This is a genomic window from Pseudomonas sp. R1-43-08, from assembly GCF_003852255.1.
Classification (GTDB): Bacteria; Pseudomonadota; Gammaproteobacteria; order Pseudomonadales; family Pseudomonadaceae; genus Aquipseudomonas.
On the sequence record NZ_CP027734.1, the window covers coordinates 3,293,040 to 3,318,075 of the forward strand.

Consider the following 25,036-nt stretch of genomic DNA (forward strand, 5'->3'; position numbering starts at 1 on the left):
CAGCAAGGTCACTTGACCGGTCGCGAGTGGGCCACCAAACTATACGCAGGCTACGTACAGAACATGGATGCTCTATTTATCGAACTGCCGGCATTCGAACGGCATCGCAGGGACTATCTGAGTGACGAGCTTTTCCACGGTTTTCAACAGGAGCTGATGAAAAATCCGGAAGCGGGAGACGTGATCGAAGGAACGGGAGGGTTACGTAAGGTTCGCTTCGTCGATGAGCGACGAAACAAAGGCAAGCGCGGTGGCCTGCGGGTCATCTATTACTGGTGGTCGGGCGGCACGCAATTCTGGTTATTCACCTTGTACGGCAAACACGAACAGAGCGACCTGGCACCACACCACAAGAAAGCCCTTAAACACATGCTGGACAGGGAAATCAAAGCGAGAGCACACAATGAAACGTGAAATTTTTTCCGAACTGGTCGAAGGCTTTGACGCCCTGGCCGACGAACGCCAGGGCAAAATCACCCTGCGCACCCATAAAGTCCACCTCAACAAACTGGCGCCGCTCACCGCCGAAGAAGTGATCGCAGTGCGCCAGCAACTCAACCTCTCCCGCTCGGTATTCGCCATGTACCTGCGCACCAATACCCGCACCCTGGAGAATTGGGAACAGGGCCGCGCCAAGCCCAATGCACAGGCGGTCACGCTGATACGCCTGGTGGCGCGTTTTCCTGAAACCGTTGCGCAACTTGCCGCGCTGGGCTGACCTGTAAAACTCCTCAAAAAAAACGCCCCGACAGTTCGGGGCGTTTTTTACAGGGCTACAGCGTCAGAACGCGATACCGACCTTGAAGCCATACTCATCACGCTTGAGCTTGGTGTTGTCGGCCACATAGGAGTCGTCATCGAGCTTATACTCGGTGCGGGTGTAGTAAAGGCCCGCCATTACCGGCAGGTCGCCCTTCTGGTTCATCAGCAGGCTGACTTCGGCGTAAGGGTTGGTGCGGTCCTTGAGGTCGACGCTGTCGCTGCCGACGCCGTCCACCTTGAGTTTGGCGCGGCCATCGATGGTATGACGGGCGCCGGCTTCAACGCGCAGGGTCATGTCATCGAACTGGTGGTTGTAGCCCAGGGCCGCCTTGGCGAACGGCGACTTGTTGGTGAGCTTCATGTCGTAGCCATTGGTGTCCGGCTCGTAACGGGTCCAGGTGTAGCCACCGCCGACGATCACATCGACAAAGTTGCGCGCATCCAGCGCGGCACGCCAGCCGAGGTCGAGGTCGGCCTGGCCTTCCTTGAGTTTGTTGTCGCTTTTCTCACCGTACTTGGCTTCGATACCGGCCTGGTAGATAAAGCCGGATTCAGCGGTGAGCTTGTTGCCGAAGTTATAGAACAGGCCCGCTTCGGGCATGTGCTCCTTGTCGCTGTCGCTACCGCCTTCGAGTTTGAAGTCGTTATAGCTGCCGAGAATCCCGAAGGTGGAAATCGGGTCGGTGGACGGCGCAGCGAACACCACGGTTGGCGCGGCCACCAGGGCCAGCAACGAGGTGTTCTTGAGAAATTTTCCGAATAGTCTGGACATCGTTTACATCTCCATTTTTGAGTGAGCAAAGTATTCAGGAATCGGTTCGAACCTCGGCGGTTGCAAAAAGTTCGAACGGATTTGCACCAAAATGGACAAAAAACGGTTCAGCGAAGGCTCTAGGTCAATACTCTTCGCTATCGGCCAGGAGCCAGTGTTCAAGTCCCCGCGCAAGTGCCGCTGCGAATTGTGATTTTGAATGAACCTTTCCGCGCGCCTACCTATCCATCTATAACAAGACAGGGAGGCAACATGAGTACCGCTAAGATCTACACCATCCACTATCAACTACACGGTAAACCCAAGTCTTTCGTGGTACGCGCCGAGGTGATGAACAGCACCGAAGCCTGGCATTGGGCGGCCGTCGATGCCGACATCGCGCACGTCAGCCGCATCGGCCGCGTCGGGCACGAGCAAGTAAAGAAAACCACCCGGCCCTGGGCTGAAAAGTACGGCATCACTGACGTGAGCTGGAACCCTCCAAAATAAGCCCCTCCAAATAAACAAAGCCCCGCAAATTGCGGGGCCTGGTTCACTTCTTCAAGTCGCCCAGCGGATCGTAGGGCGGCTTTTTTTCCGGCTGCTCTTTTTGCTTGTCCAGCGGCGCGATGGCCGGGCCGACGGGGTCGACCTGCGGGTCAGCCAAATCAGGCGAATCGGGATCGAAACCCAACTCATCGTTACCGCTGGCGTGTTCGTCGGAACGCGGGCCGTTCGGGGGATTACTCATGAAGACCTCCTTGCTTACAACGGGCGGGCTTTGTCGTGAAGGGTTTCCAGGTCGTGTTCGACCCGCTCCACGTCGTCGTTGTCTTGACGCTCCGCCGGATCATTGGGGCGCAGTGCATCGTTATCGCGCTCCTCTTCACCGGGCGTTCGATCAGGATCAGGCGTGCCAGGTGGCGGTTGCTTGTGTTCGGACATGATGGCTTACCTCATGGGGACTTCACGGATTTAGAGGAACCCCTTGTGGCCATCGTTCAACTTGATTGCTTCAAGCATGAGAAGATGCCCTCCCGTGCTGGAGACCTGACCCGAATGTTCGAACTCAAACCCTGTGACCCCGCTGTCTACCGGCAGCAGACCCGCCGCAGCACGCTGATCGTCGCTGTGGTGTTCCTGGCCCTGGCGATGTTGCTGTCGAGCCTGGCGGTGATGCTGTTCGGTGAACCGGGCGGTGATAACTTACGCTTCAATGTCGGCGGGGTGTTTGCCGGAGTGTTGATCACCGTCGCCCTGGTGCGCGGCCCGTTCTGGAACCAGGCGTGGTTGGCGCCGGCGGTATACGGCTGGCAGCTCAAGCGTAGCCTGATGAGCGTGACCAATGTGATGCATAAGGTCAGCGAACGAGTCCAGGCCAATGACCCCAGCGCGATCAAGCTACTGCGCTTCTACCACCTGGGCCTGACGCAGATGCATGCCCTGGATGCCAACTCCAGCGCCCAGGCGCAACTGGCCGGTGAGATCGACGCGCATGCGGCGAAAATGCAGGCACTGGGCATCGATACCGAACAGACCCGCCTTGATCCGGCGTGGCTACAGCTATAAAGGCTGATCCGTGCGTTTATAGGGCAATAAACGCAGGCCGCTGGCCACGGCCCCGGCCAGTGCGAACACACACCCCAGCCACAATGCGTATTGCGGGCCACTGGCCACGAACAGATGAAAACACAACGCTACCAACGATGCGCCCAGCGTCTGCCCCAGCAGCCGCGAGATCGCCACGATGCCACTGGCCCCGCCGCTGCGAGCCAACGGTGCGCTGGTCATCAAGGCCTTGAGATTGGGTGATTGGAAAAAGCCGAAACCGGCGCCGCAGAGGGCCATGCGCCAGCCGATTTCGAAGGCCGAGGCGTCAGTGCCCAAGGTGGCCAGCGCAGCCATGCCGACGCTGAGCATCAACAAACCAATGCCACACAGCAGGCCCAGTGACACACGATCGGCCAGGCGCCCTGCGATCAAGGCCATGACCGCCACCACGGCCGGCCACGGTGTCATCAGAAAACCAGTTTCCACTTGGCTGTGGCCCAGCGTCGTCTGCAACAGAAACGGCAGCGCCACAAACGCCAGGCCCTGGGCACTGAAGGCACAGATCGCGGTCAGCGAAGACAATGCAAACACCGGGCGCTTGAACAAATCCACCGCCAGCATCGGCGCCGGGTGCCCGGCCTCGCGGCGCAGCAGCAACGCGCCGAACACCAGCGCCAGCGCGATCAGCCCCAGGGTCAGCGCGCCCTGTGCGCCATGCACGGCGGCGCCCAGTCCCAAGACCAGCAAGGCAAACAAGCCTGCGCACAACAGCGCCGCCAAACGGTCGAAAGCGTGACCCATGATTGGCAGCACGGGTAACGATCGCAGGCCCAGGCCGAGGGCCAGCAGCCCCAACGGCACATTGATCAGGTACAGCCAGTGCCAGGTGGCGACCGAGAGGATCGCCGATGCGGCGGTGGGGCCCAAGGTGAACGCCAGCCCCACCACCAGCGAGTTATAGCCCAGGCCACGCCCGAGCATGTTTGCGGGGTAGATATGCCGCAGCAACGCGGTGTTGACGCTCATCAGCGCCGCCGCCCCCAGGCCTTGCGCCACCCGTGCGGCAGTCAGGGTCAGCAGCGAATCGGCCTGCCCGCACAACAACGACGAAACAATGAACAGCAGCAACCCGCCCAGGTACACGCGGCGATGCCCCAGTACATCGCTCAGCGCCGCGAACGGCAGCACCGTCGCGACAATCGCCAACTGGTAGGCGTTGACCACCCAGATCACCGAAGCCGAGTCAGTGCCAATACCCTCTGCCAGCGTAGGCAAGGCGGTATTGACGATGGCGGTGTCGAGGGTCGCCATGCCGATCCCCAAGGACAGGGCAATCACGGCCGGCAAGCGTTTATTGAGGGGCAGCCCATCGGCAACAGAAGACATGAACGATCCGCACGGGTGGCAAGGGCGCTCAGATTACGACCAGTGCAGATTTTTTTCAGCGGTCATTGGCGTGGCTGTCAATTTTTTCATGTTCGCCGAGGCCTGGCCTGGCCTGGCCTGGCCTGGCCCGGCTCAATAGGTGATTTGGACGGTGGTAACGGACGGGCTCATGCAGCGATTACAGGCTAACTGATCAGCCGCCATCTGCGGATTCCAAGGGCCGATCACGCCGTCGCGCTTGCCGTTGTCATCCACTGAATCCAGTGCCTTCAGGACGTTGTCACGTTTGAGTACTTCGCGGGCCAGTTGGGTTTCATTGTCTTTTTGCGCATCGCCCGTCAGCGAACGTCCCGCTACTTCACGGATTTTGTCCGTGGTTGCATTCGGAGTCGTCGGGTGCTTGAACGCCTGGAAGTTGTCACCAAACGCCTTGGCCAGATCCGAATCCGACATCCTCGAGTAATTGCTGGGGGACGGACGTGCCGGTGAAACGTGCGACACGCAAATGCTTGAGATCAGCATGGTTAAGTGCTCCTGGAAGTTTGCCGAGGTCGCTGTTCTGTGGCCAGCGACCATCGGTCAGTTCCAAGGCTTCAGGGGGCAAGCTGTCACCTGTGGATCGGCGTAGCCGGGGTAATCGCGCTCAGGTCCAAATGCCCCTGTTTCAACGGCGGGCACCAGTAGTAGCCACCGGTCAACGGTGTGCTGATGCGATACAAACCATCGACAATCCCGTCTTCCAGGCCACTCATGCGGCGCAGTTGCGCTTCGAATGCATCGAAGGAATGCCCGAACGCGAGAAACATCAGCCCCGCCTGACCGTTCTCGGCCCATGGCATCGACCGACGCACCACGAAGGCCTGCGGGGTGAAGCTTTCCTGTGCGGTGCGCTTGGTGTGGGCAAATTGAGGGGCGTCGTCGAGCTCTTCGTTGTCACCATGGCGGCGGCCGATGATGTGGTCGCGCTCCTGGGCAGGCAGCGCAGCGAAACCGTCGAGGTCGTGCTGCCATTGCTGGATAGCGGCGAAGCTGGCGCCGCTGTCCGTCAGGGCCGCTTCAACGGCCGCGTCGTCGTGAGGGTTTTCGGTGCCGTCTTCGTAGTCGGTCAGGTCGAAACCGGTCTTGTAGCGAAAGCCTTCGGTCATTTGTACCAGGCGCAACGCCGGCGCCAGGGCTTTTTCGAACGCGCGACTGCGCAGCAACAACTCACCCCGGTCCACGCCATGCAGCCATACCCACAGGGCCTGCTGGGTGGAGGGGTTATGCGCGCCCGGGCCGCTGAGGGCCGGGAAGCTACGCAGCCCTTCGATGCGTGCACCCAATGCGTTTACCAGCGGCTCACCGAAACCGACCACCGCCGCGGAGTCCGTCAACTGCACCAGTGCGTCCAGCGCAGCGGGCAAGGCGTCCAGGGACTCAATGGCAAAAAACAGATGGCGTGCCTGCAACGGCACCGGTGCGGCAAGAATGCCCGGCTGGTACTGACTCATGTGAACTCCTTCAAGAAAGCCGCGCAGTTTATCCCGAAGCACCCGGAATGCGCAGGGGAAAGCGCGCAAGCCTTGCCATAGAACCCTGGTATGGGTGACTCTCTAGTCATGTTTTGCAACTATTCCAGGGGTAGCGCCATGACCACCAGTAACCTGCTCGCCCAGTTGTTTCCCGCCTCTACCGCCGACATTCCCGAGCCATTTCGCCTGGGCGCGCCGATTGAACAGCGTGATTACCTGGTCGACGGCCAGTTGCGGGTGTGGAATGGCCCGTTGGCGCGCATCCAAAGCCCGGTGCAACTTGGCGATGAACGCGTGCACATCGGCAGCACCCCGCTGCTGGATGCCGAGACCGCCCTTACCGCCCTCGACGCGGCCGTGCGCGCATATGACCGGGGCCAGGGTGAATGGCCGACCCTGCGCGTGGCCGACCGCATCCAGCATGTGGAAGCCTTCCTGCGGCGCATGCGCGAACAGCGCGACGCGGTGGTCAAGCTGCTGATGTGGGAGATCGGCAAGAACCTCAAGGACTCGCAGAAAGAGTTCGACCGCACCTGTGACTACATCACCGACACCATCAACGCCCTCAAGGAACTCGACCGGCGCAGCAGCCGCTTCGAACTGGAACAGGACACCCTCGGGCAAATCCGTCGCGTACCGCTGGGCGTGGCGCTGTGCATGGGGCCTTATAACTACCCGCTCAACGAGACCTTCACCACGCTGATCCCGGCGCTGATCATGGGCAATACCGTGGTGTTCAAGCCGGCCAAGCTCGGCGTGCTGTTGATCCGCCCGTTGCTGGAGGCGTTCCGCGACAGCTTCCCGGCCGGGGTGATCAACGTGATCTACGGCAGCGGCCGCGAAACCGTCAGCGCGCTGATGGCCAGCGGCAAGATCGATATCTTTGCCTTCATCGGCACCAACAAAGCCGCCAGCGACCTGAAAAAACTGCATCCAAAACCCCACCGCCTGCGCGCCGCATTGGGCCTGGATGCGAAAAACCCCGGCATCGTGCTGCCCGAGGTCGACCTTGATAACGCGGTCAGCGAAGCGCTCACCGGCTCGCTGTCGTTCAACGGCCAACGCTGCACCGCGTTGAAAATCCTGTTTGTGCACGCGGATGTGGTCGATAGCTTTATCGAGAAGTTCAACGCCAAGCTAGCGACGCTCAAGCCCGGTATGCCTTGGGACGATGGCGTAGCGCTGACGCCGCTGCCGGAAGTGGGCAAGGTGGATTATCTCAACGAACTGGTGGCCGATGCGGCGCGGCACGGCGCCAAGGTTGTCAACGCCGAAGGTGGCAGCAGCCGTGGGTCGTTCTTCTACCCGGCGGTGCTATACCCGGTGAACCCGCAGATGCGCGTGTACCACGAAGAACAATTCGGCCCCGTCGTGCCGATCGTGCCCTACCGTGACCTGGATACCGTGATCGACTACGTGCTGGACTCGGATTTCGGCCAGCAGTTGAGCATTTTCGGTACCAACCCCGTCGAAGTCGGACGCCTGGTGGATACCTTCGCCAACCAGGTCGGCCGGATCAATATCAACGCCCAGTGCCAACGCGGGCCGGACACCTTCCCCTTCAACGGGCGCAAGAACTCGGCCGAGGGCACGTTGTCGGTACATGACGCGCTGCGTGTGTTCTCGATCCGCACCTTGGTCGCGACCAAGTTCCAGGAGAGCAATAAAGCCTTGGTCAGCGAGATTCTGCGCAACCGTGACTCGAGCTTCATCAGCACCGACTACATTTTTTGAGCGCACCGCGCGCGCTCCTGCAATCGAGGCCCCTTTACTACCGATGAACCTGCCTATGCTCGCCCGGCGCCTGCTGCGCCCTGTGCTCGACCCGTACCGCCGCTATCGCCATGCCAAGCTGATCCACGCGGTACGCGTGTCCATCGGCTTGCTGGCAACGATCCTGCTGACCACCGGCATCAACCTGCCCCATGGTGAGTGGGCGTCGGTGACCATGCTGATCGTGATCGGCGGGTTGCAGCACCACGGCAATATCGGCAAGAAAGCCGTGGAACGCGCCTACGGTACGTTGATCGGGGCCAGCGTCGGCTTGTTGGTGGTGGTGCAACATGCCTGGCTGGGTATGCCGCTGCTCACCTACTTATTGATGTCGGCGGTGTGCGGGTTCTTTTCCTACCACGCCATCGGCAAGGGCGGCTATATCGCGCTGCTGTCGGCGATCACGGTGTTTATCGTGGCCGGGCACGGCGACAACCCGATCTCGGATGGGTTGTGGCGCACCGTCGACATCCTGATCGGCATCGCGCTGGCCCTGGCGTTTTCCTTCGCCCTGCCGTTGTACGCGGTGTACTCATGGCGCTACAACCTGGCCAGTGCCTTACGCGATTGTGCAGCGATCTACAGCCGGATCATCAATGGCCAATCGGTCACCGATGACGAACACCTCAAACTCCTCAACCGCTTGAACGCGGCCATGCTGCAACTGCGCTCGCTGATGCCGTCGGTGTCCAAGGAAGTGCGAATTTCCATGACCGAGCTGGATAAACTCCAGCGGCACCTGCGCATGTGCATCAGCACCCTGGAGATTCTTGGCAATACCCGACCGGACCCGCGTGATGAGCAAGCTAGCGCGCGGATGCGCGTGATGCTCAAGGCCGAGCATCGGCAGATTCGGGTGCAGTTGGTGGGAATGGCACGGGCGTTGAAATCGGGCGTTACGGAGCGTCTGCAACGCCCCCATACCGCCAGCGGCACCCAAACCAAACTGGATGCACCCGTATACAGTGCGCTGGATGGTTATCGATTGTTAACCGTACAACTGGCGGATAACGTGGATCAGATGCGCCAGCGGCTGGCGAAAAGTGCCCCTCGCTGGAAAATCTAGAGAAGGCCGTTGGGTAAATTTGCTCGCATTAACGTATTCACACTTTCTCTTACATATTTTTCACGTTTTATTCACAAGCCGAGACGTAGTGTGAAGCCTCATCCGTTACAAACGTTGCATATCAAGCCCGCCGCCCCAGCGGGCTTTTTTTTGCCCTGGATTTGACCTAGCGCGCAACCTTGCCGGCAGGCGTTGTTGCCTGCTCACGAATCGCCCGCTGGGTCTCCAGCACTTTGGCCAAGGCCGTTTCGGCCTCAGCGCTCTGCTGCGGCACACGAATGGCCGCCGATACCAGGGTGATCAACTTGGCCATCACTTCGGCATCCGTCGCCGGGCGCCCGAGGCTCATGGAGTTCATCAGCAGGCGCAATTCAGTGCCGGCCATCACCCCGGAAATCGCCTTGAGCGCAAATTGCAGGCGCACGCCCAGTTCATTGCGTGGCAAATCCGGCAATGCCAGGGCGAACGCCTCGAAGAAACGCTGGAACACCGGCTGGTAATGCACCTTGAGGTATTCCTGGATAAACGGCGAGGTGTCGCTGTACACCCGACCGAGAAAACGGATGAAGGAACGCCCTTCCCCACTGGCTGGATCGCTGCGTTCCAGGCCCATGGCCGGGGCGAACAGCACGCCGAGCAGCGTGTCGCAGTCCAGCGGGCCATCGGACTCGGCCTCGCAACGCGCCAGCAATTCCAGGCGCTGCTCGTTGAGCGGCTCCAGGCGCTGCATCAGCAGGGTTTTCATCAGGGAGTCCTTGTCCCCGAAGTGATAGTTCACCGCAGCCAGGTTGACCTGGGCGCGCTCGGTAATCTGCCGTAATAAAACCGCGTCATATCCGTACTTAATAAAGAGCGCCTCTGTCGCATCCAGCAGTCGAGTCTTGGTAATGTTTGGAGCGCTGAGCTTCTTCGCGGCCATAAGGGTTCCACGGGGGAAATATTGTTTTAAAAAATAATTTGATTTTTTATACCGGGGCCTTCGTTCGAATGCAAGTAATGACACGGTGCCATATGAGCAAAAGCCTTGCATGCGCGAATATTCATGGCCGCCAACGGATTTTCAACCCTTCGCAAGGCCTGCGCAAACGTCGTCTCAACGCAACAAACCGCTCTACATCCACAGCTGGCGAAGCGGATTGAACGCGGTTACTATTCAAACAATTTTTTAAAAACAAGAAATTAAACTAGTCGGTGACGGCATCGGCAGCCCCGCAAACTTGTTACAAAGATTTGCAGGGCCACCCAAGACCGTCGAGACTGCAGGCGTAGTCATGATGACCGAGACCCCCGCGCACCCCAGCTTGATTTCCCTGCAAGGCATCGGCAAAAGCTATCAGCTTGCCGGGCAACAGCTGTCGATTCTGAATGACGTGTGCCTGTCCATCGCCAGCGGTGACAGCTGCGGCATCCTCGGCGCATCCGGCTCCGGCAAAAGCACCCTGCTCAATATCCTCGGCCTGTTGGACTTGCCCAACTGCGGCCAGTACCACTTCGCCGGCCATGACATTTTCAACGCCACGGCGGATGAACTGGCGGCGATCCGTAACCAGCAGATCGGTTTCGTGTTCCAGAGCTTCAACCTGCTGCCGCGCCTCAGCGCCCTCGACAACGTCGCGCTCCCGCTCAGTTATCGTGGCGTATCTCGCCATGAATCGGTGGAGCAGGCCTTGCGCATGCTCGAGCAAGTCGGCCTGGCCGAGCGCGCCCATCATCGTCCCGCTGACCTCTCCGGTGGTCAACGCCAGCGCGTCGCCATCGCGCGGGCGCTGGTCGGCAAGCCCTCGGTCATCCTCGCCGACGAACCCACCGGCAACCTCGACAGCAGCACCGCCCAAGACATCATGGACCTGCTCCTCACCCTCAATCGCGAGCAACAGGTAACGCTGATCATCGTCACCCACGACGCGCAGATCGCCGAGCGGCTGGAGCGCAAGATCCGGGTGCGCAACGGCGTAGTGCACGAGGACCAGCGCCGATGAGCCTGCGGGTCGAGCAGAGCCTGAGCCAACTGCTGCATGAAGCGTTCATCAGCCTGCGCACCCTGGGCAAACGCTCGGTGCTGGCCCTGCTGGGTATCGTGATCGGCAGCTCATCGGTGGTGGCGTTGATCAATATCGGCCATAACGCCGCGACCGACGCCGCGATGATTTTCAAGGACATGGGCACCGACACCCTGGTCGTCCAGTTCCCGCCCAAAGGCACCAGCAACGTAGCGATGCGCAGCCAGATCGACCTGGAACCGGTGCGCCAGGCTGTGCCGGGCATCGCCCATATCGGCGCGCTCAGCCTGTTCAGCGGGCCCATCGTGTTCCATGGCCGCAGCGCCAATGCCAACTTCGTCGGCAGCACCCCGGATGTACACGCCGCCATGCGCCTGGCGCTGCGCGAGGGGCGTTTCCTGTCCGCCTTCGATGCCAATGAAACCTATGGTGTGATCGGTGACCAGGTCGCCCAGGCGCTCGGCGCACCCGGTGAGCCGCTCAAACTGGGCGACCGCGTGCGCATCAACGACTACCTGTTCCTGATCATCGGCATCCTGCACAACCAGCCCCGCGCGATGCTGATGCCGGTGCAAGCCAATGAATCGCTGTTCATTCCCGTCGAGGGCATGCGGCGTATCCTCGCCAGCCCGCAGATCAACAATGTGATCATCCGCGCCCAGCCTGGACAAGACATGGAACGTGTGGCGCGGGACGCCGCCGCCGCGCTGCAACCGCAATTGACTGAGCACACGGTCGACATCACCGTACCCCAGCAAATGATCGACGGCATGACCCGCCAAAGCCGCACCTTCGCCTATCTGCTGTTGGCCCTCGGCGCGATTTCGCTGGTGGGCGGCGGTGTCGGGGTGATGAATGTGATGCTGATGAACGTATCGGAGCGGCGCCGTGAGATCGGCATTCGCATGGCCCTGGGCGCGCGCCAGCGGGATATCCGCAACCTGTTCCTGCTCGAAGCCGTCACCTTGACCGCCGTCGGCGCGTTGTGCGGCGCGGTACTGGGCATGACCGCCGCCTGGTTCTACGCGTGGCTGTCGGGCTGGGCATTTTCCCTGGCGGTGGCCGCCCTGCCCCTGGGCGTCGGCAGTACGTTGCTGGTGGGTCTGTTCTTTGGCATCTACCCGGCGGTCTCGGCCTCACGGTTGCAACCGGTGGAGGCCTTGCGCGATGAATAAGGGGCTACTGCTGCTGGCGCTGGTCAGCCTGCACGGCATGGCGGCCGACGTGGTGGTCAAACCCTCGGCGCCCAGCAGCACCCGCAGCGGCTATGACCGCGGCATATCGCTGAACGCCCAGGTGACGACCTTGACCCTGGGCGACGCCGTGTACCTGGGCCTGCGCAACAACCCGGCGATCCGCAGCGCTTACCTGCAGCGGGTCGCGCAGAAGTTCGACCTGCGGGTCGCCGAAGACGTGTTCAACCCCAAGCTCACCCTCAACAGTTATTACCGTGGCACACGCGGTTCCCAGGACAGCGCGCGCAACGCCAACCTCGCACCGTCCACCAGCCTGCTCGGCGAATACGGCACCCGTTTGAGCATGGCCTGGACCCAGCAATTGAACAACGCCGACCGTGCCGGCCGTTACCGCAGCGACGGCCTTGACCTGGCCGTCATCCAGCCGCTGATGCGCGGCGCCGGCTGGGACGCCACCACGGCGCCGCTGCGCCTGTCGCGCCTGGCGGAGCAGGCCAACCGTCTCAACCTCAAGGCTACCGTGGCGCAAACCATCAGCCAGATCATCGCGACTTACCGCGAGCTGCTGCGGGCCCAAGAACAACAGGTGATCGTCCAGGACGCGCTCAAGCGTTCCAACACCCTGCTGGAGGTGAACAAGGCATTGATCAGCGCCGGGCGCATGGCCGAGTTCGAGATCGTGCAGACCGAAGCCGACATCGCCACCCAGCAATTGGGCGTCGAAGAAGCGCAGAACCAACTCGATACCAGTCGCCTGGCCCTGCTGCGCCTGCTGGCCCTGGACCTGTCCACGCCGATTCGCGCCACCGAAGCCCTGGAGGCCAGGCCCATGCAAATCGACAGGCGCCAAGCGTTCAACCTCGCGCAAACCCAGCAACCGGAATACCTCGCCGCGCTGCTGGGCAGCCAGCAAGCCGACCTGAACCTGGTGATCGCCAAGGACTCCGGGCGTTGGCAAGTGGACCTGGTGGCCGGTGCGAATCAGGTGCGCGACGCCTACGATAACGATAACGGCCGTACCAATAACCGCACCTGGGACAGCTACGCCGGGGTACAGGTGCAGATCCCCATTGGTGACATCAGCACGCGCCAGGCAGAAGTACGCGCGCGGGTGAATGTCGAGGACCAGGAAATCCGCATCACCGACGCCCGCCAGGAACTGGAACGCAACGTCAACGACGTGGTGCGCGACCTCGGCACCCGTTGGCGCCAATATGAAATCTCCCAGCGCGCCGTGGAGCTGTCGCGGCGCAAGATCGAGATCGAACGGGAAAAACTCAGCGCCGGGCGCTCCACCAACTTTCAGGTGCTGAGCTTCGAGACTGACCTGCGCAACGCCGAAAACGCGCGCCTCAATGCGCTGATCGCTTATTTGAACGCTCAGACCCAGCTTGACTTGACGCTGGGCATGACCCTGGAAAGCTGGGAAATCGCCCTCAATGACTACTAATCGCAAACGCCTGCTGGGTGCTGGGTTGATCGTGCTGCTGGCAGCGGCGGGGCTCGCCCTGCGCAGCCCGGCCGAAGGGCCGGCCACCCGTGAACAATGGCTGGCGGTGAAGCCCGACCCGCTGGTGCACCAGATCGGCCTGGTGGGCAAGATCGAGCCCGACACCACCGTTACGCTCACCGCGCCGTTCGACGGCAATGTCTTGGCCAACCTGGTCGAGCAAGGCCAACGCGTCGAGGCCGGCCAGGTGCTGTTGCGCATGGACCCGGCCACCTTAGAAGTGCAACTGCGCGAAGCCCTTTCGGCCCAGCTCAAGGCCCGGCGCACCGTGCAGGAAATGCAGGACTGGGACAGCAGCGCCGCCGTCAGCCGTGCCCGGCGCAGCCTGCGCACCGCAGAAATGACTGCCGGCAATACCCAGCGCAAACTCACTGAAAGCGAAAACCTGTTCAAGCGCGGCATCATCCCGCGCAACGAGCTCGACGACCTTAAGCAACAGACCCAGCAGCAACAGCTGGACCTGACAGCGGCGCGCAGTGAACTGCAACAGGCGCTGGAGCAGGGCAAGGGCGTATACCGGCAGATCGCCGATATGGAGCTGACCAACGCCACGGTCAAATATGACGCCCTGCACACCCTGCTCGAAGGCAAGGAGGTCAAGGCGCCCTTCTCCGGCATCGTGGTGCCCGCGCCCGGCATCAGCACCTCGTCCCAGGGCGGCAGCACTAACAACGCACCGGTACAAGCCGGCAGCAAGGTCAGCCAGGGCCAGGTGCTGTTCGGCCTGGCCAATATCGAGCGTTTGAAAATCGTCGCGAAGGTCTCTGAACTGGACATCAACCAACTGCATCAAGGGCAGGCGGTGGAAGTTATGGGCGATGGGTTTGACGGTGAGCGCCTGACCGGTTCGGTAAGCGTGGTCAGCGGCCTGGCGATCGCCAACGACAGCCAGGGCAGCGCGCAGTTTGCGGTGACCTTGTCGATCCCCAGGCTCACGCCGCAGCAATTGCAGCGGGTGCGGCTGGGAATGAGCGCGCGCTTGACCATTGTGACTTACAACAATGCGCAGGCGATTGTGGTGCCGAGCGAGGCACTCGGCCCGGACAGCACCGTCGAGTACCGAGCGGCGATGGACCAGCCATTGGAGCGGGTGAAGGTGACGACCGGGCAATCAACGCCGCAAGGCGTCGAGGTGTTCGGCCTCAAGCCAGGATTTGTGAAGACCTCAAGATAAATGAAGATCCAACTGTGGGAGGGGGCTTGCTCCCGATAGCGGTGAATCAGTCACACATGCTTTAACTGACCCACCGCCATCGGGAGCAAGCCCCCTCCCACATTTAGATTTGAGTCAGTTTCAAGGCCAGTGCCTTGGCCTGAATCGCCACGTCCGTGACAGCGGTGCTCTCCCACCACATACCCCGCAACGGCGGGCCCATGGCGAACAGCCGCTCACTCACCTGGCCTTGGGCATCCAGCACTGCGCCAGACGTATCCGCCGCAATCCCCAGCGCCAACGGCCCCGGCCGGATCAACCCGCGCTTGAGCAGTTGTTGCGGCAACGGCCGGGCCACGCGGCGCCAGTCGTATTCGATGCCGCTGGAGTTGATCAGCGCCGCTCCGTGCACCTGGGTGAGCGCCTGCTCACCGCGATGGCGCAGGCGAATCGCCACACCGCTGGCCGAAGGCACCAGCCCCTTGAACGACGCCGCGTGAATCTGCAGGCGTCCTTCTGCATGCAAGCGTTCCACCAACTGCGCACTCAACGGCGGCGAACGGTGGTGATGGCTTTCCCACCACGGCCGCACATGCCGCACGAACTGGCGTTTTTCGCGGTCGCTGGCCTGGCTCCACAACCTCGCGATGTGCACCCGCACCGTGTCCAGCGGCGCCTGCCAATCGATGTCCCGGTCCAGCGCGATACGGCATTGACGTCGCACTTCGCGCAACAGTTGTCGAGGGCTGCGCAGCGCGGGATCAGCGCCAAGAAAGTCGTCCCAGCCCGGCGGCTGGCGGCGCACATGGGGCAACAGACCATGGCGCGAGAACACCTCGATCGGCCCACGGTGCCCGGCGTGTTCCAGGGACACCACGGCATCCACCATGGTCAGCCCGGAGCCGATGATCAGCACGGTCGCATGCGGGTCGAGCTGGGTCATGGCCTGTACGTCCCACGGGTCTAGCGCCGCAGCGTTCAGTCCGCTGGATTCGGTCTGCGGTGTGCGTGCCGCCGGGAACATGCCGGTGGCCAATACCGCAAAGGTGCCACGCAGGCGTTCGCCGTTATCCAGGGACACCAAGGTGCCCGCAGCCTCAACCTGTAAGTCGACCACCTCTGCACGGACATGCTCGACCGTGGAAGCCGACAGCGCCTTGGCCTCAGCCAGGCGCTGCTGCGCGTACAGACCAAAAATCCCGCGTGGCGGGAACAGTTCGCTGATGGGCACAGGCTGTTGGGCCGATTCCGGCCACCCCCCGGCGCCAATGTAGGCGGTGAGCCATTGGGTCAGGTCATCGGCATTGTCCGGGTCGACACTCATGCGCGCCGCATTGCCGTTCAAGGTGTGGCCCAGCTCGACCGCACTGTAGGCCTCGCCCCGCCCCAGTTCCGCGCGCGGCTCAATCACCAGGATGCGCCGCCGGCCTGGCAGGCGCAGCAACTGCACCGCCAGCATCGTACCGCTCAGGCCGCCGCCGACGATCAGTACATCAGCGTTGCGGATCGATTCACTCATGCACGTTCGCCCTTAGCGTTTACCCAGATAAATGTCATGCAAATCACCCCGTGCCAACAGCTCGGCGGCACTGCCACTCAACACCACCCGCCCAGTATCCAACACGTACCCGTGGGACGCATAGGTGAGCGCGACGTTGATGTTCTGCTCAGCGATCAGAAAGCTCACCTGCTCGTCGCGGTTGAGCTGCGCAATGATCGCGAAGATCTCCTGCACGATCATCGGCGCCAACCCCATTGATGGCTCGTCGAGCAGCACCAACGCAGGACGGGTCATCAATGCCCGGCCAATGGCGACCATTTGCTGCTCGCCCCCGGAGGTCAGCCCGGCGCGGGTGTGGCGCTTGGTCTTGAGCCTGGGGAACCAGGTGTAGATACGCTCCAGGTCGCTGGCCAGTTCCTTGCGACTCAAGCGCCGCACGAAGCCGCCGCTGCGCAGGTTGTCTTCCACCGTGAGCTGGCCGAACACATGACGGCCTTCCAGCACATGCACCATGCCCTGGCGCACGCGCTGGCTGGGGTCCACACCCGCCAGGTCGTGGCCGGCGTATTCGATGCGGCCACGGCTGACTTCGGCGCGCTCGGCCCGCACCAACCCGGAAATGGCCTTGAGAGTGGTGCTCTTGCCGGCGCCATTGGCGCCAAGCAACGCAACGATGGCGCCCTTGGGCACACTCAGCGACACCCCGGCCACCGCCAGGATCGCACCGTCATAGATCACCTCGATGTCGTCGACCGTCAGCAACGCCGGGCGCCCTGGCTCGATGGCAGGCTGATTCATGGTTTATTCATCCCCGTTGCAGGTGCGTGGCGTCAGGTGTTTTTCCTTGGCGAACGCGGCGGATTTTTCATCGATCAGCGGACGCAACAGCGCACGGTCAGCGGCGATCCAGTCGCTGATCAGCGCCCAGTTGGCACCGTCCCACTGCTGCACCCGCGCCGAGCCGCCGCCCTCGTGGTCGCGGCAGGACAGCTTGAGGTTCTGCATCAGGCCCAGGTAGCCCATGTCTTTGAGGCGCGCATCGTCGATATTCAGGTGTTCCAGGCCCCAGCGGCCCTCTTCGCCATTGAGCGGGCGCTTGCCGAAGCGGGCCTGGCCCGTGCGGATCGCCTCCACCGCCACAGCGGCGTTCACCAGGCCTGAGTTGTAGTAAACACTGCCGAAGTTTTTCAGGTCCTTGAGGTCGCTGTGGCCCTTGTCGAGGACGTATTGCTTGAGGCGTTTGTGGATCTCGAAATCGCTGCCTGACGGGTACGGCGTAAGCGCCAGGTAGCCTTTGGCGGCAACACCGGCGGGCAACACGTCTTCGCTGGAACTGGCCCAGATATCGCCGATGATATGGTCGACCGGGAAGCCGAAGCGCGCCGCCGTCTTCACCGCCACCGGGGTCGACACGCCCCAGGTGCGCAGGAATACCCAATCCGGATTGGCCTGGCGGACCTGACGCCACTGCGCCGACTGCTCGTTGCCGGGGTCGGCCACCGGGATCTGGATATTTTCAAAGCCGTACTTTTCGGCAAGCAGCTTCAATGGGCCGAGGGTTTCGCGACCGTAGGCCGAGTCGTGATAGACCGTGGCGATCTTCTTGCCCTTGAGTTTGTCGAAGCCGCCTTCGCGCTCGGCGATGTAGTTCACCAGGGTCGAGGCCTCGCTGTAGAAGGTCAGCATTACCGGAAAGTTGTAGGGAAACACTCTGCCGTCGGTGGCTTCGGTGCGCCCGTAACCCAAGGTGATCAGCGGGATCTTGTCCACTTCCGCCCGTTCGCTGAGTGCGTAGGCCGCCGGCGCGCCGTTGGGCTGGTACACCGCGACCGGCGCGCCGTCCAAGCCATTCTTGAAGCGCTCGTAGCACTCGATGCCCTTCTCCGCCGTCCATTCGGTCTCGCACTCCTGCCACACCAGCTTCACGCCGTTGATGCCGCCTTCGACTTCATTGATATAGCGCAGGTAGTCGATCATCCCGGCCCACACCTGCACGCCGCTGGAGGCATAGGCGCCGACCCGGTAGGTGGCCAGGGGAATGAATTGCTGGTCGGGCGAAGCCATGGCCTGGGGCACGGCGCCGGTCAAGGCCGCCAGCGCGAATGCGGTGCCGACCAGGGAACGTTTCAGGGATGCACGCATGGAGATTCTCTTGAGGGAAGGTTAGAAGCGCAGCGGCCACTGCCGCAGACGCTCACGCAGGTTGTGCAACAGGCGAATCAGGCCCTCGGGTTCCTTGATCAGGAACACGATGATCAACACGCCAAAGATGATTTTCTGCAGGTTCTGCAACTGCCCCGCATCCACCGCGCCGCCGAACAGCGCCTGCCCGGCGTGGCTGAGCAGAATCGGCAGCAAGCTGATAAAGGCCGCGCCCACGAAGTTGCCGGCGATGCTGCCCATGCCACCGATAATGATGATGAACAGGATCTGGAACGAGCGGTTGATATCGAAACTGCTGGCACTGGCCGTGCCCAGGTAGGCGAAGGCCCACAGCGCACCGGCCACGCCTAAATAGAACGAGCTGATCGCGAACGCCAGGCGCTTGTAGCGCACCACCGGAATGCCGACCACGGCGGCCGCGGTGTCCATGTCGCGGATCGCCATCCAGTTGCGCCCCACCTGGCTGCGCACCAGGTTGACGGCGGTCCAGGTCAACAGCAGCACCGTGACCAGGGTCAACCAATAGCGGCCCAACGGGGTGTTGAGGTCGTGGCCGAACAGCGTCAGCTGCGGGGCGGAAATCGTCCCGGAAGAGCCATAGTTATAGAACCAGGGGAATTTGACGAACAGCCACTCAAGGAAAAACTGCGCCGCCAGCGTCGTCACCATCAAGTAGAAACCCTTGATCCGCGAGCTGGGCAGGCCGAACAACAGGCCCACCAGCGCGCTGATAATCCCACCGCCGAGCAACGCCAGCGGCAAGCCCAACTCCGGCAGGCGCAACAGAAAACCGTAGGTGGCGAAGGCCCCGACCGCCATGAAGCCCGCCGCGCCGACCGATGTCTGCCCGGTGTAACCGGTGAGCAGGTTCAGGCCCAGCCCGGCCAGCGACAGCACCAAAAACGGCACCAGAATCGCATTGAGCCAATAATCATCGCCCCACAGCGGTACCGCGATAAACGCCAGCGCCAGCCAGGCGAACAGACCCAAGGGCAAGCGACGCGGCACCAGCAGCAGCGGCGCGGTGGGTTGTGCAACAGAAGTCGACATGGCTTCAGACTCGCTCGATAGCGCGCTCGCCAAACAGGCCGGCGGGACGGATATACAGAAAGGCCAGGGCCACGACATAGGCGAACCACGGCGTGATGCCGCCGCCGATCCACGGGCCGATATACACCTCGGCGAGGTTCTCCGCCGCGCCGACAATCAGCCCGCCGACAATCGCCCCGCCAATCGAGGTGAAGCCGCCGATGATCAGCACCGGCAAGGCCTTGAGCACCACCAGCGACAAGGAGAACTGCACGCCCTGGCGCGCGCCCCACAACAGTCCGGCCACCAGCCCGACGATGCCGGCCACTGCCCAGACGATCTGCCAGATGCGGTTGAGGTTGATGCCGATGGACAGCGCCGCCGTGGTGTCATCCGCCACCGCGCGCAACGACACACCGATACGGGTCTTGTTGAACAGCAGCGCGAGCACCGTCACCAGCACCACGGCGGTGGCCGCAGCGATCAGGTCGAACTGGCTGAGCATCAGCGGCCCGACGAACAGCGGCACGTCATCGATGCCCAGGTCCAGCGCGCGCACCTGCGAGCCCATCAAGCCTTGGGCCAGGCCCTCGATGATGAACGACAGGCCGAGGGTGGCCATGAACAGGGTGATCTGCGACCGGTTCACCAGTGGCCGCAGCACCAGGCGTTCGATGAGCAAGGCGCCGACGACCATCACGATCACCGTCAGCAGCAACGCCAAGGCAAACGGTACGCCCTGGTCATGCAGGCTGACGAATGTCAGCGCGGCAAACAGCAGCATCGCGCCCTGGGCAAAGTTGAACACGCCGCTGGCCTTGTAGATCAGCACAAAGCCGATGGCGACCAGCGAATACAAGGTCCCGGCGAGCAGGCCGCCGAGCAGGGTTTCGAAGAAGAAGGTCATCAATGTGTCACTCCCAGGTAGGCCGCAATCACCTCGGGATTGGCCTGCACCTCGCCGGGTGTGCCGTCGCCGACCTTGCGCCCGTAATCGAGTACCACCACATGGTCGGACAGGCCCATGACCACGCCCATGTCGTGCTCGATCAACACCACGGTGGTGCCCAGGTCACGGTTCACGTCGGCGACGAAGCGCGCCATTTCCTGTTTTTCCTCGGCGTTCATCCCGGCCATGGGCTCATCCAGCAACAACAGGCTGGGCCCGGCGATCAACGCTCGGCCCAGTTCCACGCGCTTTTGCAAGCCATAGGACAGGTTGCCCACCAGCACCTCGCGATGGGCTTGCAACTCCAGGAAGTCCAGGATGCCCTGGGCGCGCTCACGGAACGCTTCGGCTTCACGCCGCGCGCGGGGCAAGCCGAGGGCCTGTTCGATGAAGGTGCTGCGCATATGCCGCGACAGGCCGGTGAGAAGGTTGTCCAGCACGCTCATTTTCTTGAACAGCGCATTGTTCTGGAACGTACGGCCGATGCCTCTGCGTGCAGCGCCCAGCGGGTCGATGCGATGCAAGTGTTGCGCCTCGAACAGGATCTCGCCGGCATCGAAGCGATACACACCATTGAGCACGTTAAGCAGCGAGCTTTTGCCGGCGCCGTTAGGGCCGATCAGCGCGCAGATCTCACCGCGCCGCACCTCGAAAGACAACGCGTTGATGGCCTTGACGCCTTTGAACGACAGCGAAATATCACGCACCTGGAGAATGGCCTGGCTCATGCAATGTCCCGTTTGAATTCGGCCAGCCAGGTAGGCTCGGCGGTGGCTTTAAGCGGTTGCCAGATGTAGCCCAGGCGCTGGAAGCCCAGCAGCGTACGCACACGATTCTTCAGCAACCGGCGCAGGCCGCTTTGCGGATGGGCGATGGCCCAGTCACACAGGCGTCGACGCCAGGTGCCGCGTGGGGCAAGGCGGTTTTCGATGTCGTCGGCCAGGTGCTGCAAGCGTTCGGGCGACAGCAGCAGACCGGTGGGGGCGACTTCGCTGCGGTCGCGCCGCGCCGAGGCCAGGGTCTCCGGGAAGGCCAGGCCGTGGCCGCTGTTCAGCCATTGTTCCAACACCACGGCGAGGCCACCTTGCCAGTGGGTGCCCTCCTCGCTCCACAGCAGGGTTTCGCCGGTGGGGTGCCACCAGCGGCTGATGCGTTGCGCGGGATCTAAGGGGCCAAGCAGCTGGGCGAAGTCCAACCGTTGGGTGAACTCCCAATCGGGTTGGCGACCCTGCACGTAGGCGTGGCTGGGGCGAATGCGCCACAGCTGTTGCTGCAAGGCCTGGGGCTCGAGGCTGTCGGCCAGCGTCAGCACCTGCCCGCCCACCGACTGGGCGGCCAGCGCCAGCAACAATAGGTTCGGCTCGAATGCGCCGCTGAGTGCCAGCCGCGACTGTTCGCTGAAGCCCTGCTGGCGCAAACCGTCAGCCACGCGTTCGACGTCGCGCAACGCGTCGATCCAGCGCCAGGCATGCCAGTGGCCCTGGCGCTTGTGGCGCAGGGCGATGTGCAATGGTGTGAGCTGTGCCCAGTGGTGCAGGCGTTCCAGGGCGGCTTTGGGTTCGGGCACGCTCATAGGGGTGATGCTCCTATCAGTGGTGGGCGTGCGGTGGTCCGCTGGCTGGGTTCTATCAGGCAATGCAAATCAACTGTGGGAGGGGGCTTGCCCCCGATGGCGGTGTGTCAGTCAACCTATCTAAAGCTGACCCACCGCTATCGGGGGCAAGCCCCCTCCCACAGGGGTTTTGTGTGAACCAGAGAGGTCACGGTAGCCGGCGCCGGGGTGATTGGCGCCCAACCTCGGCCCCTCGCCAAACAACTTCTCACGCAAAGTGCCCTGGGCGTATTCGGTCTTGTACACACCGCGCTTCTGCAACTCCGGCACCAGCAAATCCACCGCGTCGATGAAGGTTTCGTGGGTCAGCGCATAGGCCAGGTTGAAGCCGTCCACATCGGTCTCTTCCACCCATTCCTGGAGCAGGTCCGCGACCGTCTGCGGTCCGCCGACAAACAGCGGGCCAAAACCACCGATGCCGACCCAGTCGGCCAGTTCATTCGGCGTCCAGACCTTGTTCGGGTCCGCTGTGGAGAAGGCTTCCACGGCCGACTGGATGGCGTTGGTATGCACATGCTTGAGCGGCTCATCGGGCCTGAACCGGCTGAAATCGATACCGGTCCAGCCAGAGATCAGCGCCATCGCGCCTTCGTAGCTGACATAGGACTTGTATTCATCGAACTTGGCCTTGGCCTGCGCGTCAGTCTCGCCGACGATCACCGTTTGCAAGTTGAAGATCAGGATTTTGCGCGGATCACGCCCTGCCTCGGCCGCGCGCCGGCGAATATCGGCCACGGTCTTTTTCAGCAGCACCTTGGACGGCGCGGCCACGAACACGCACTCGGCCTGTTCGGCGGCGAACTGTTTGCCACGGCTCGAGGCCCCCGCCTGGTAGAGCACTGGTGTCCGCTGTGGCGAGGGTTCGCACAGGTGAATGCCGGGTACCTGGAAGTGTTTGCCCACATGGCGAATCTCGTGGATCTTGCTCGGGTCGCTGAAAATCCGGCGTTTGCGGTCACGCAGCACGGCGCCCTCTTCCCAGCTGCCTTCCCAGAGCTTGTAGCAAACTTCCAGGTATTCCTCGGCGTAGTCATAACGTGCGTCGTGTTCGGTCTGGGCCTTCTGGCCAAGATTCTTGGCGCCGCTTTCCAGGTAGGACGTGACGATATTCCAACCGACGCGCCCCTTGGTCAGGTGATCGAGGGTGGAGAGCCTGCGTGCAAACGGATACGGATGCTCGAAGGACAGCGAGGCGGTCAGGCCGAACCCCAGGTGCTCGGTGACCAGCGCCATCGGCGTGATCAGCGATAACGGATCATTGACCGGCACCTGGGTCGCCTGGCGAATCGCCGCGTCGCCGTTGCCGTTGTACACGTCATAGATGCCCAGCACGTCGGCGATAAACAGGCCGTCGAACTTGCCGCGCTCAAGGATCTTCGCCAGGTCGGTCCAGTATTCCAGGTCTTTGTATTGCCACGAGCGGTCACGCGGGTGCGCCCACAGGCCGGGGGATTGGTGGCCGACACAGTTCATGTCGAAGGCATTCAAGCGGATTTCACGGGACATCAAAGCACTCCGTTGAGGTGGTAGTTGCCGACAATCTGGTATTTCCAACGCAGCGGGTCATCGAGTGTGGGTGGCAGCGCGGTGCGTTGACCGGTCAGTTCGAACTCGGCATTACTGGCGACGATGAGGGCTTCGGCAGCCGCGATTTGCGCTTCGGCCAAGGCGACCGGGCTCGGATGGGTTTCGGCGCGTTCAAACAAAGCGGCGGCCACGTCGACGCGGATCTGCAAATCACCGAAGCGGCTGATCACGTAAGGGTCATCACTTTTTGCGACAAAACGTCGGGTACTTTCCAGCAGTTGGCGCGCCTGATTCAGTGCGGTCATGGGTAAGGTTCCTCAGTTCCAGGCGTGGCGCGCAGGCTTCACGCCGTTGAGCACGAAGTTGCCGATCAGGTGGTACTTCCAGCGCGCCGGGTCGTGCAGGGTGTGGGTGCGCGCATTGCGCCAGAAGCGGTCGAGGTTGTGCTTGCCGGTCACCGAGCGGGTGCCGGCCAGTTCGAACAGCTTGCTGCTGGCGAGCAAGGCGGTTTCCGCCGACAGCACTTTGGCTTGGGCGACGACCAACGAGGCGTGGGCCACGCTGTCTTCGCTCGGCTCGGCCAGCGCCTGGTCCACTGCCTTGCCGGCTTTGGCGAGAATGGCTTCGGTGCCGTGCACGCGCCATTCCAGGTCGCCGATCGCGGCAATAGTGAACGGGTCTTGCCAGCCGTGTTCCTGCTGGCTGTCGATCCAGGGTCGTGCCTGGCGGGCGTGAATCTTCGCCTGCTCCAGAGCTCCCAGCGCGATGCCGGTGTCGACTGAGGCCTGGATAATCTGCGAGATCGGGCCGTTGGCGGTGGGTTGATCGAACGCCAGGTGTGCGGGGATGACCGCACTCGAGGGCACGCTCACACCGTCGAGGGTTACGCCACCACTGGCGGTCGTGCGTTGGCCGAAGCCATCCCAACTGTCGATCACCGTGAGGCCGGGCGCATCGCGTTCGATGAAGGCAATCAGCGCCTGCCCGTGCTCGTTGTTGCCGACGGTCGGTACGATGTGCGCAAACAGCGCGCCGGTGCAATAGAACTTCTCGCCGTCAATGCGGGCGGTGTCGCCGTCGACGCGAATCTGCGTGTCGAAGGTCCCGGCGTTTTTGCTCTTGGCTTCGGAAAACGCATTGCCGAAGCGATAGCCCGCCAGCACCTTGCCGAAGTAGTAGCGCTTTTGCTCCTCAGTGGCGGTTTGCAGCAGGATATCCACCACGCCCAGATGGTTCTGCGGGATCTGCCCCAGGGACGGGTCGGCGGCGGAGATCAACTTGATCACCTCGGCCACCGTCACATAGGACACCCCGGCACCGCCGTAGGCTTTGGGAACGGTGATGCCCCACAGGCCGCTGGCGGAAAACTCGTCGAGTTCGGCAACGGGCAGGCGGCGGTCACGGTCACGCGCGCTGGCGTCGACGGCAAAACGTTCGGCCAGGCGCGTGGCGATCTCGATGGCCTCCGCGTCCGAGCGAATGATGTGGGCAGGGTGTTGAGGGTGGGCTGACATAAGCCGACTCCAGGCTCCGATTGGGATGACCTGTGTGACTGCAGGAGTCGTGCCTAAAGCCAATATCAAATAAATTCAATAA

27 protein-coding genes are annotated in these 25,036 nt (G+C 62.3%); 10 read left to right on the forward strand and 17 right to left on the reverse strand.

Annotated elements, in window-relative coordinates:
- Positions 1-63: 63 nt before the first annotated feature.
- Both C4J87_RS15035 and C4J87_RS15040 read left to right on the forward strand, forming a co-directional pair.
- Positions 64-414: a toxin gene (locus C4J87_RS15035; RefSeq protein WP_124367424.1), complete on the forward strand. Its 351-nt coding sequence runs from the start codon at positions 64-66 to the stop codon at positions 412-414.
- On the forward strand, positions 404-718 hold the full coding sequence (locus tag C4J87_RS15040) for a DNA-binding transcriptional regulator (protein ID WP_124367425.1): 315 nt from the start codon (positions 404-406) through the stop codon (positions 716-718). The genes C4J87_RS15035 and C4J87_RS15040 overlap by 11 nt, the downstream gene beginning before the upstream one ends.
- Before the next feature lie 63 nt (positions 719-781).
- Here C4J87_RS15040 and C4J87_RS15045 read toward each other — a convergent pair whose 3' ends face one another.
- Entirely contained in the window at positions 782-1,534 is a 753-nt protein-coding gene (locus tag C4J87_RS15045; protein WP_124367426.1) for an outer membrane beta-barrel protein, read from the reverse strand.
- 252 nt (positions 1,535-1,786) lie between these two features.
- Here C4J87_RS15045 and C4J87_RS15050 point away from each other — a divergent pair, with 252 nt between their 5' ends.
- Positions 1,787-2,023 (forward strand): DUF6555 family protein, encoded by a 237-nt coding sequence (locus C4J87_RS15050; RefSeq protein ID WP_124363304.1) that lies wholly within the window; start codon positions 1,787-1,789, stop codon positions 2,021-2,023.
- Between the two features lie 43 nt (positions 2,024-2,066).
- Here the strand turns inward: C4J87_RS15050 and C4J87_RS15055 are convergent, their stop codons facing one another.
- On the reverse strand, positions 2,067-2,264 hold the full coding sequence (locus tag C4J87_RS15055; RefSeq protein ID WP_124367427.1) for a DUF6021 family protein: 198 nt from the start codon (positions 2,262-2,264) through the stop codon (positions 2,067-2,069).
- A 14-nt stretch (positions 2,265-2,278) separates the two neighbouring features.
- Positions 2,279-2,458 (reverse strand): hypothetical protein, encoded by a 180-nt coding sequence (locus tag C4J87_RS15060; protein WP_124367428.1) that lies wholly within the window; start codon positions 2,456-2,458, stop codon positions 2,279-2,281.
- A gap of 114 nt (positions 2,459-2,572) precedes the next feature.
- On the opposite strand from C4J87_RS15060, the gene C4J87_RS15065 reads away from it, so the two are divergent.
- A complete protein-coding gene (locus C4J87_RS15065; RefSeq protein WP_124368982.1) occupies positions 2,573-3,082 on the forward strand; it encodes a DUF3087 family protein in 510 nt (169 codons plus the stop codon).
- Here the strand turns inward: C4J87_RS15065 and C4J87_RS15070 are convergent.
- From C4J87_RS15070 to C4J87_RS15080, 3 genes are all read right to left on the reverse strand, one after another.
- Positions 3,077-4,450 (reverse strand): MFS transporter, encoded by a 1,374-nt coding sequence (locus C4J87_RS15070; protein ID WP_124367429.1) that lies wholly within the window; start codon positions 4,448-4,450, stop codon positions 3,077-3,079. The two genes, C4J87_RS15065 and C4J87_RS15070, sit on opposite strands and share 6 nt — an antisense overlap.
- Positions 4,451-4,582: 132 nt before the next feature.
- The gene (locus C4J87_RS15075) at positions 4,583-4,972 is read right to left on the reverse strand and encodes a hypothetical protein (protein WP_124367430.1); all 390 of its coding nucleotides are present in this window, start codon (positions 4,970-4,972) and stop codon (positions 4,583-4,585) included.
- 86 nt (positions 4,973-5,058) lie between these two features.
- The gene (locus C4J87_RS15080; protein ID WP_124367431.1) at positions 5,059-5,940 is read right to left on the reverse strand and encodes a Dyp-type peroxidase; all 882 of its coding nucleotides are present in this window, start codon (positions 5,938-5,940) and stop codon (positions 5,059-5,061) included.
- Between the two features lie 138 nt (positions 5,941-6,078).
- Between C4J87_RS15080 and C4J87_RS15085 the strand changes: the two genes are divergently transcribed.
- Both C4J87_RS15085 and C4J87_RS15090 read left to right on the forward strand, forming a co-directional pair.
- Complete coding sequence (locus C4J87_RS15085) at positions 6,079-7,695, forward strand: NADP-dependent glyceraldehyde-3-phosphate dehydrogenase (RefSeq protein WP_124367432.1); 1,617 nt, start codon at positions 6,079-6,081, stop codon at positions 7,693-7,695.
- A gap of 43 nt (positions 7,696-7,738) precedes the next feature.
- A complete protein-coding gene (locus C4J87_RS15090) occupies positions 7,739-8,800 on the forward strand; it encodes an FUSC family protein (protein WP_124367433.1) in 1,062 nt (353 codons plus the stop codon).
- A gap of 166 nt (positions 8,801-8,966) precedes the next feature.
- Here the strand turns inward: C4J87_RS15090 and C4J87_RS15095 are convergent, their stop codons facing one another.
- Positions 8,967-9,719 (reverse strand): TetR/AcrR family transcriptional regulator, encoded by a 753-nt coding sequence (locus tag C4J87_RS15095; RefSeq protein ID WP_124367434.1) that lies wholly within the window; start codon positions 9,717-9,719, stop codon positions 8,967-8,969.
- Positions 9,720-10,071: 352 nt separating this feature from the next.
- Between C4J87_RS15095 and C4J87_RS15100 the strand changes: the two genes are divergently transcribed.
- Genes C4J87_RS15100 through C4J87_RS15115 form a run of 4 tightly spaced genes read left to right on the forward strand, consistent with a single transcriptional unit; the run spans position 10,072 to position 14,680 of the window.
- Entirely contained in the window at positions 10,072-10,779 is a 708-nt protein-coding gene (locus tag C4J87_RS15100) for an ABC transporter ATP-binding protein (RefSeq protein WP_124367435.1), read from the forward strand.
- Positions 10,776-11,975, forward strand: a complete 1,200-nt coding sequence (locus C4J87_RS15105; RefSeq protein ID WP_124367436.1) for an ABC transporter permease — start codon at positions 10,776-10,778, stop codon at positions 11,973-11,975. Before C4J87_RS15100 ends, C4J87_RS15105 begins: the two co-directional genes overlap by 4 nt.
- Positions 11,968-13,446, forward strand: coding sequence for a TolC family protein (locus C4J87_RS15110; protein ID WP_124367437.1), 1,479 nt, complete (start codon positions 11,968-11,970; stop codon positions 13,444-13,446). Before C4J87_RS15105 ends, C4J87_RS15110 begins: the two co-directional genes overlap by 8 nt.
- The gene (locus C4J87_RS15115; protein WP_124367438.1) at positions 13,436-14,680 is read left to right on the forward strand and encodes an efflux RND transporter periplasmic adaptor subunit; all 1,245 of its coding nucleotides are present in this window, start codon (positions 13,436-13,438) and stop codon (positions 14,678-14,680) included. The genes C4J87_RS15110 and C4J87_RS15115 overlap by 11 nt, the downstream gene beginning before the upstream one ends.
- Before the next feature lie 103 nt (positions 14,681-14,783).
- Here C4J87_RS15115 and C4J87_RS15120 read toward each other — a convergent pair whose 3' ends face one another.
- From C4J87_RS15120 to C4J87_RS15165, 10 genes are all read right to left on the reverse strand, one after another.
- Positions 14,784-16,178 (reverse strand): FAD/NAD(P)-binding protein, encoded by a 1,395-nt coding sequence (locus tag C4J87_RS15120; RefSeq protein ID WP_124367439.1) that lies wholly within the window; start codon positions 16,176-16,178, stop codon positions 14,784-14,786.
- A gap of 12 nt (positions 16,179-16,190) precedes the next feature.
- Complete coding sequence (locus C4J87_RS15125) at positions 16,191-16,958, reverse strand: ABC transporter ATP-binding protein (protein WP_124367440.1); 768 nt, start codon at positions 16,956-16,958, stop codon at positions 16,191-16,193.
- Between the two features lie 3 nt (positions 16,959-16,961).
- Positions 16,962-18,302, reverse strand: coding sequence for an ABC transporter substrate-binding protein (locus tag C4J87_RS15130; RefSeq protein ID WP_124367441.1), 1,341 nt, complete (start codon positions 18,300-18,302; stop codon positions 16,962-16,964).
- A 21-nt stretch (positions 18,303-18,323) separates the two neighbouring features.
- Complete coding sequence (locus C4J87_RS15135; RefSeq protein WP_124367442.1) at positions 18,324-19,373, reverse strand: branched-chain amino acid ABC transporter permease; 1,050 nt, start codon at positions 19,371-19,373, stop codon at positions 18,324-18,326.
- A 4-nt stretch (positions 19,374-19,377) separates the two neighbouring features.
- Complete coding sequence (locus C4J87_RS15140) at positions 19,378-20,259, reverse strand: branched-chain amino acid ABC transporter permease (protein WP_124367443.1); 882 nt, start codon at positions 20,257-20,259, stop codon at positions 19,378-19,380.
- Complete coding sequence (locus C4J87_RS15145; protein WP_124367444.1) at positions 20,259-21,029, reverse strand: ABC transporter ATP-binding protein; 771 nt, start codon at positions 21,027-21,029, stop codon at positions 20,259-20,261. The genes C4J87_RS15140 and C4J87_RS15145 overlap by 1 nt, the downstream gene beginning before the upstream one ends.
- Positions 21,026-21,874, reverse strand: coding sequence for an AMP-binding protein (locus C4J87_RS15150; RefSeq protein WP_124367445.1), 849 nt, complete (start codon positions 21,872-21,874; stop codon positions 21,026-21,028). Before C4J87_RS15150 ends, C4J87_RS15145 begins: the two co-directional genes overlap by 4 nt.
- A 120-nt stretch (positions 21,875-21,994) precedes the next feature.
- Positions 21,995-23,419: an LLM class flavin-dependent oxidoreductase gene (locus C4J87_RS15155; protein ID WP_124367446.1), complete on the reverse strand. Its 1,425-nt coding sequence runs from the start codon at positions 23,417-23,419 to the stop codon at positions 21,995-21,997.
- Positions 23,419-23,745, reverse strand: coding sequence for an acyl-CoA dehydrogenase (locus C4J87_RS15160; RefSeq protein ID WP_124367447.1), 327 nt, complete (start codon positions 23,743-23,745; stop codon positions 23,419-23,421). The genes C4J87_RS15155 and C4J87_RS15160 overlap by 1 nt, the downstream gene beginning before the upstream one ends.
- Before the next feature lie 12 nt (positions 23,746-23,757).
- On the reverse strand, positions 23,758-24,954 hold the full coding sequence (locus C4J87_RS15165; protein ID WP_124367448.1) for an SfnB family sulfur acquisition oxidoreductase: 1,197 nt from the start codon (positions 24,952-24,954) through the stop codon (positions 23,758-23,760).
- Between the last annotated feature and the right edge of the window lie 82 nt (positions 24,955-25,036).

Coding starts and splice junctions, on each gene's coding strand:
- C4J87_RS15035 (WP_124367424.1), top strand. CDS start 64: ATGGATGCTCTATTTATCGAACTGCCGGCATTCGAACGGCATCGCAGG.
- C4J87_RS15040 (WP_124367425.1), top strand. CDS start 404: ATGAAACGTGAAATTTTTTCCGAACTGGTCGAAGGCTTTGACGCCCTG.
- C4J87_RS15045 (WP_124367426.1), bottom strand. CDS start 1,534: ATGTCCAGACTATTCGGAAAATTTCTCAAGAACACCTCGTTGCTGGCC.
- C4J87_RS15050 (WP_124363304.1), top strand. CDS start 1,787: ATGAGTACCGCTAAGATCTACACCATCCACTATCAACTACACGGTAAA.
- C4J87_RS15055 (WP_124367427.1), bottom strand. CDS start 2,264: ATGAGTAATCCCCCGAACGGCCCGCGTTCCGACGAACACGCCAGCGGT.
- C4J87_RS15060 (WP_124367428.1), bottom strand. CDS start 2,458: ATGTCCGAACACAAGCAACCGCCACCTGGCACGCCTGATCCTGATCGA.
- C4J87_RS15065 (WP_124368982.1), top strand. CDS start 2,573: ATGTTCGAACTCAAACCCTGTGACCCCGCTGTCTACCGGCAGCAGACC.
- C4J87_RS15070 (WP_124367429.1), bottom strand. CDS start 4,450: ATGTCTTCTGTTGCCGATGGGCTGCCCCTCAATAAACGCTTGCCGGCC.
- C4J87_RS15075 (WP_124367430.1), bottom strand. CDS start 4,972: ATGCTGATCTCAAGCATTTGCGTGTCGCACGTTTCACCGGCACGTCCG.
- C4J87_RS15080 (WP_124367431.1), bottom strand. CDS start 5,940: ATGAGTCAGTACCAGCCGGGCATTCTTGCCGCACCGGTGCCGTTGCAG.
- C4J87_RS15085 (WP_124367432.1), top strand. CDS start 6,079: ATGACCACCAGTAACCTGCTCGCCCAGTTGTTTCCCGCCTCTACCGCC.
- C4J87_RS15090 (WP_124367433.1), top strand. CDS start 7,739: ATGAACCTGCCTATGCTCGCCCGGCGCCTGCTGCGCCCTGTGCTCGAC.
- C4J87_RS15095 (WP_124367434.1), bottom strand. CDS start 9,719: ATGGCCGCGAAGAAGCTCAGCGCTCCAAACATTACCAAGACTCGACTG.
- C4J87_RS15100 (WP_124367435.1), top strand. CDS start 10,072: ATGATGACCGAGACCCCCGCGCACCCCAGCTTGATTTCCCTGCAAGGC.
- C4J87_RS15105 (WP_124367436.1), top strand. CDS start 10,776: ATGAGCCTGCGGGTCGAGCAGAGCCTGAGCCAACTGCTGCATGAAGCG.
- C4J87_RS15110 (WP_124367437.1), top strand. CDS start 11,968: ATGAATAAGGGGCTACTGCTGCTGGCGCTGGTCAGCCTGCACGGCATG.
- C4J87_RS15115 (WP_124367438.1), top strand. CDS start 13,436: ATGACTACTAATCGCAAACGCCTGCTGGGTGCTGGGTTGATCGTGCTG.
- C4J87_RS15120 (WP_124367439.1), bottom strand. CDS start 16,178: ATGAGTGAATCGATCCGCAACGCTGATGTACTGATCGTCGGCGGCGGC.
- C4J87_RS15125 (WP_124367440.1), bottom strand. CDS start 16,958: ATGAATCAGCCTGCCATCGAGCCAGGGCGCCCGGCGTTGCTGACGGTC.
- C4J87_RS15130 (WP_124367441.1), bottom strand. CDS start 18,302: ATGCGTGCATCCCTGAAACGTTCCCTGGTCGGCACCGCATTCGCGCTG.
- C4J87_RS15135 (WP_124367442.1), bottom strand. CDS start 19,373: ATGTCGACTTCTGTTGCACAACCCACCGCGCCGCTGCTGCTGGTGCCG.
- C4J87_RS15140 (WP_124367443.1), bottom strand. CDS start 20,259: ATGACCTTCTTCTTCGAAACCCTGCTCGGCGGCCTGCTCGCCGGGACC.
- C4J87_RS15145 (WP_124367444.1), bottom strand. CDS start 21,029: ATGAGCCAGGCCATTCTCCAGGTGCGTGATATTTCGCTGTCGTTCAAA.
- C4J87_RS15150 (WP_124367445.1), bottom strand. CDS start 21,874: ATGAGCGTGCCCGAACCCAAAGCCGCCCTGGAACGCCTGCACCACTGG.
- C4J87_RS15155 (WP_124367446.1), bottom strand. CDS start 23,419: ATGTCCCGTGAAATCCGCTTGAATGCCTTCGACATGAACTGTGTCGGC.
- C4J87_RS15160 (WP_124367447.1), bottom strand. CDS start 23,745: ATGACCGCACTGAATCAGGCGCGCCAACTGCTGGAAAGTACCCGACGT.
- C4J87_RS15165 (WP_124367448.1), bottom strand. CDS start 24,954: ATGTCAGCCCACCCTCAACACCCTGCCCACATCATTCGCTCGGACGCG.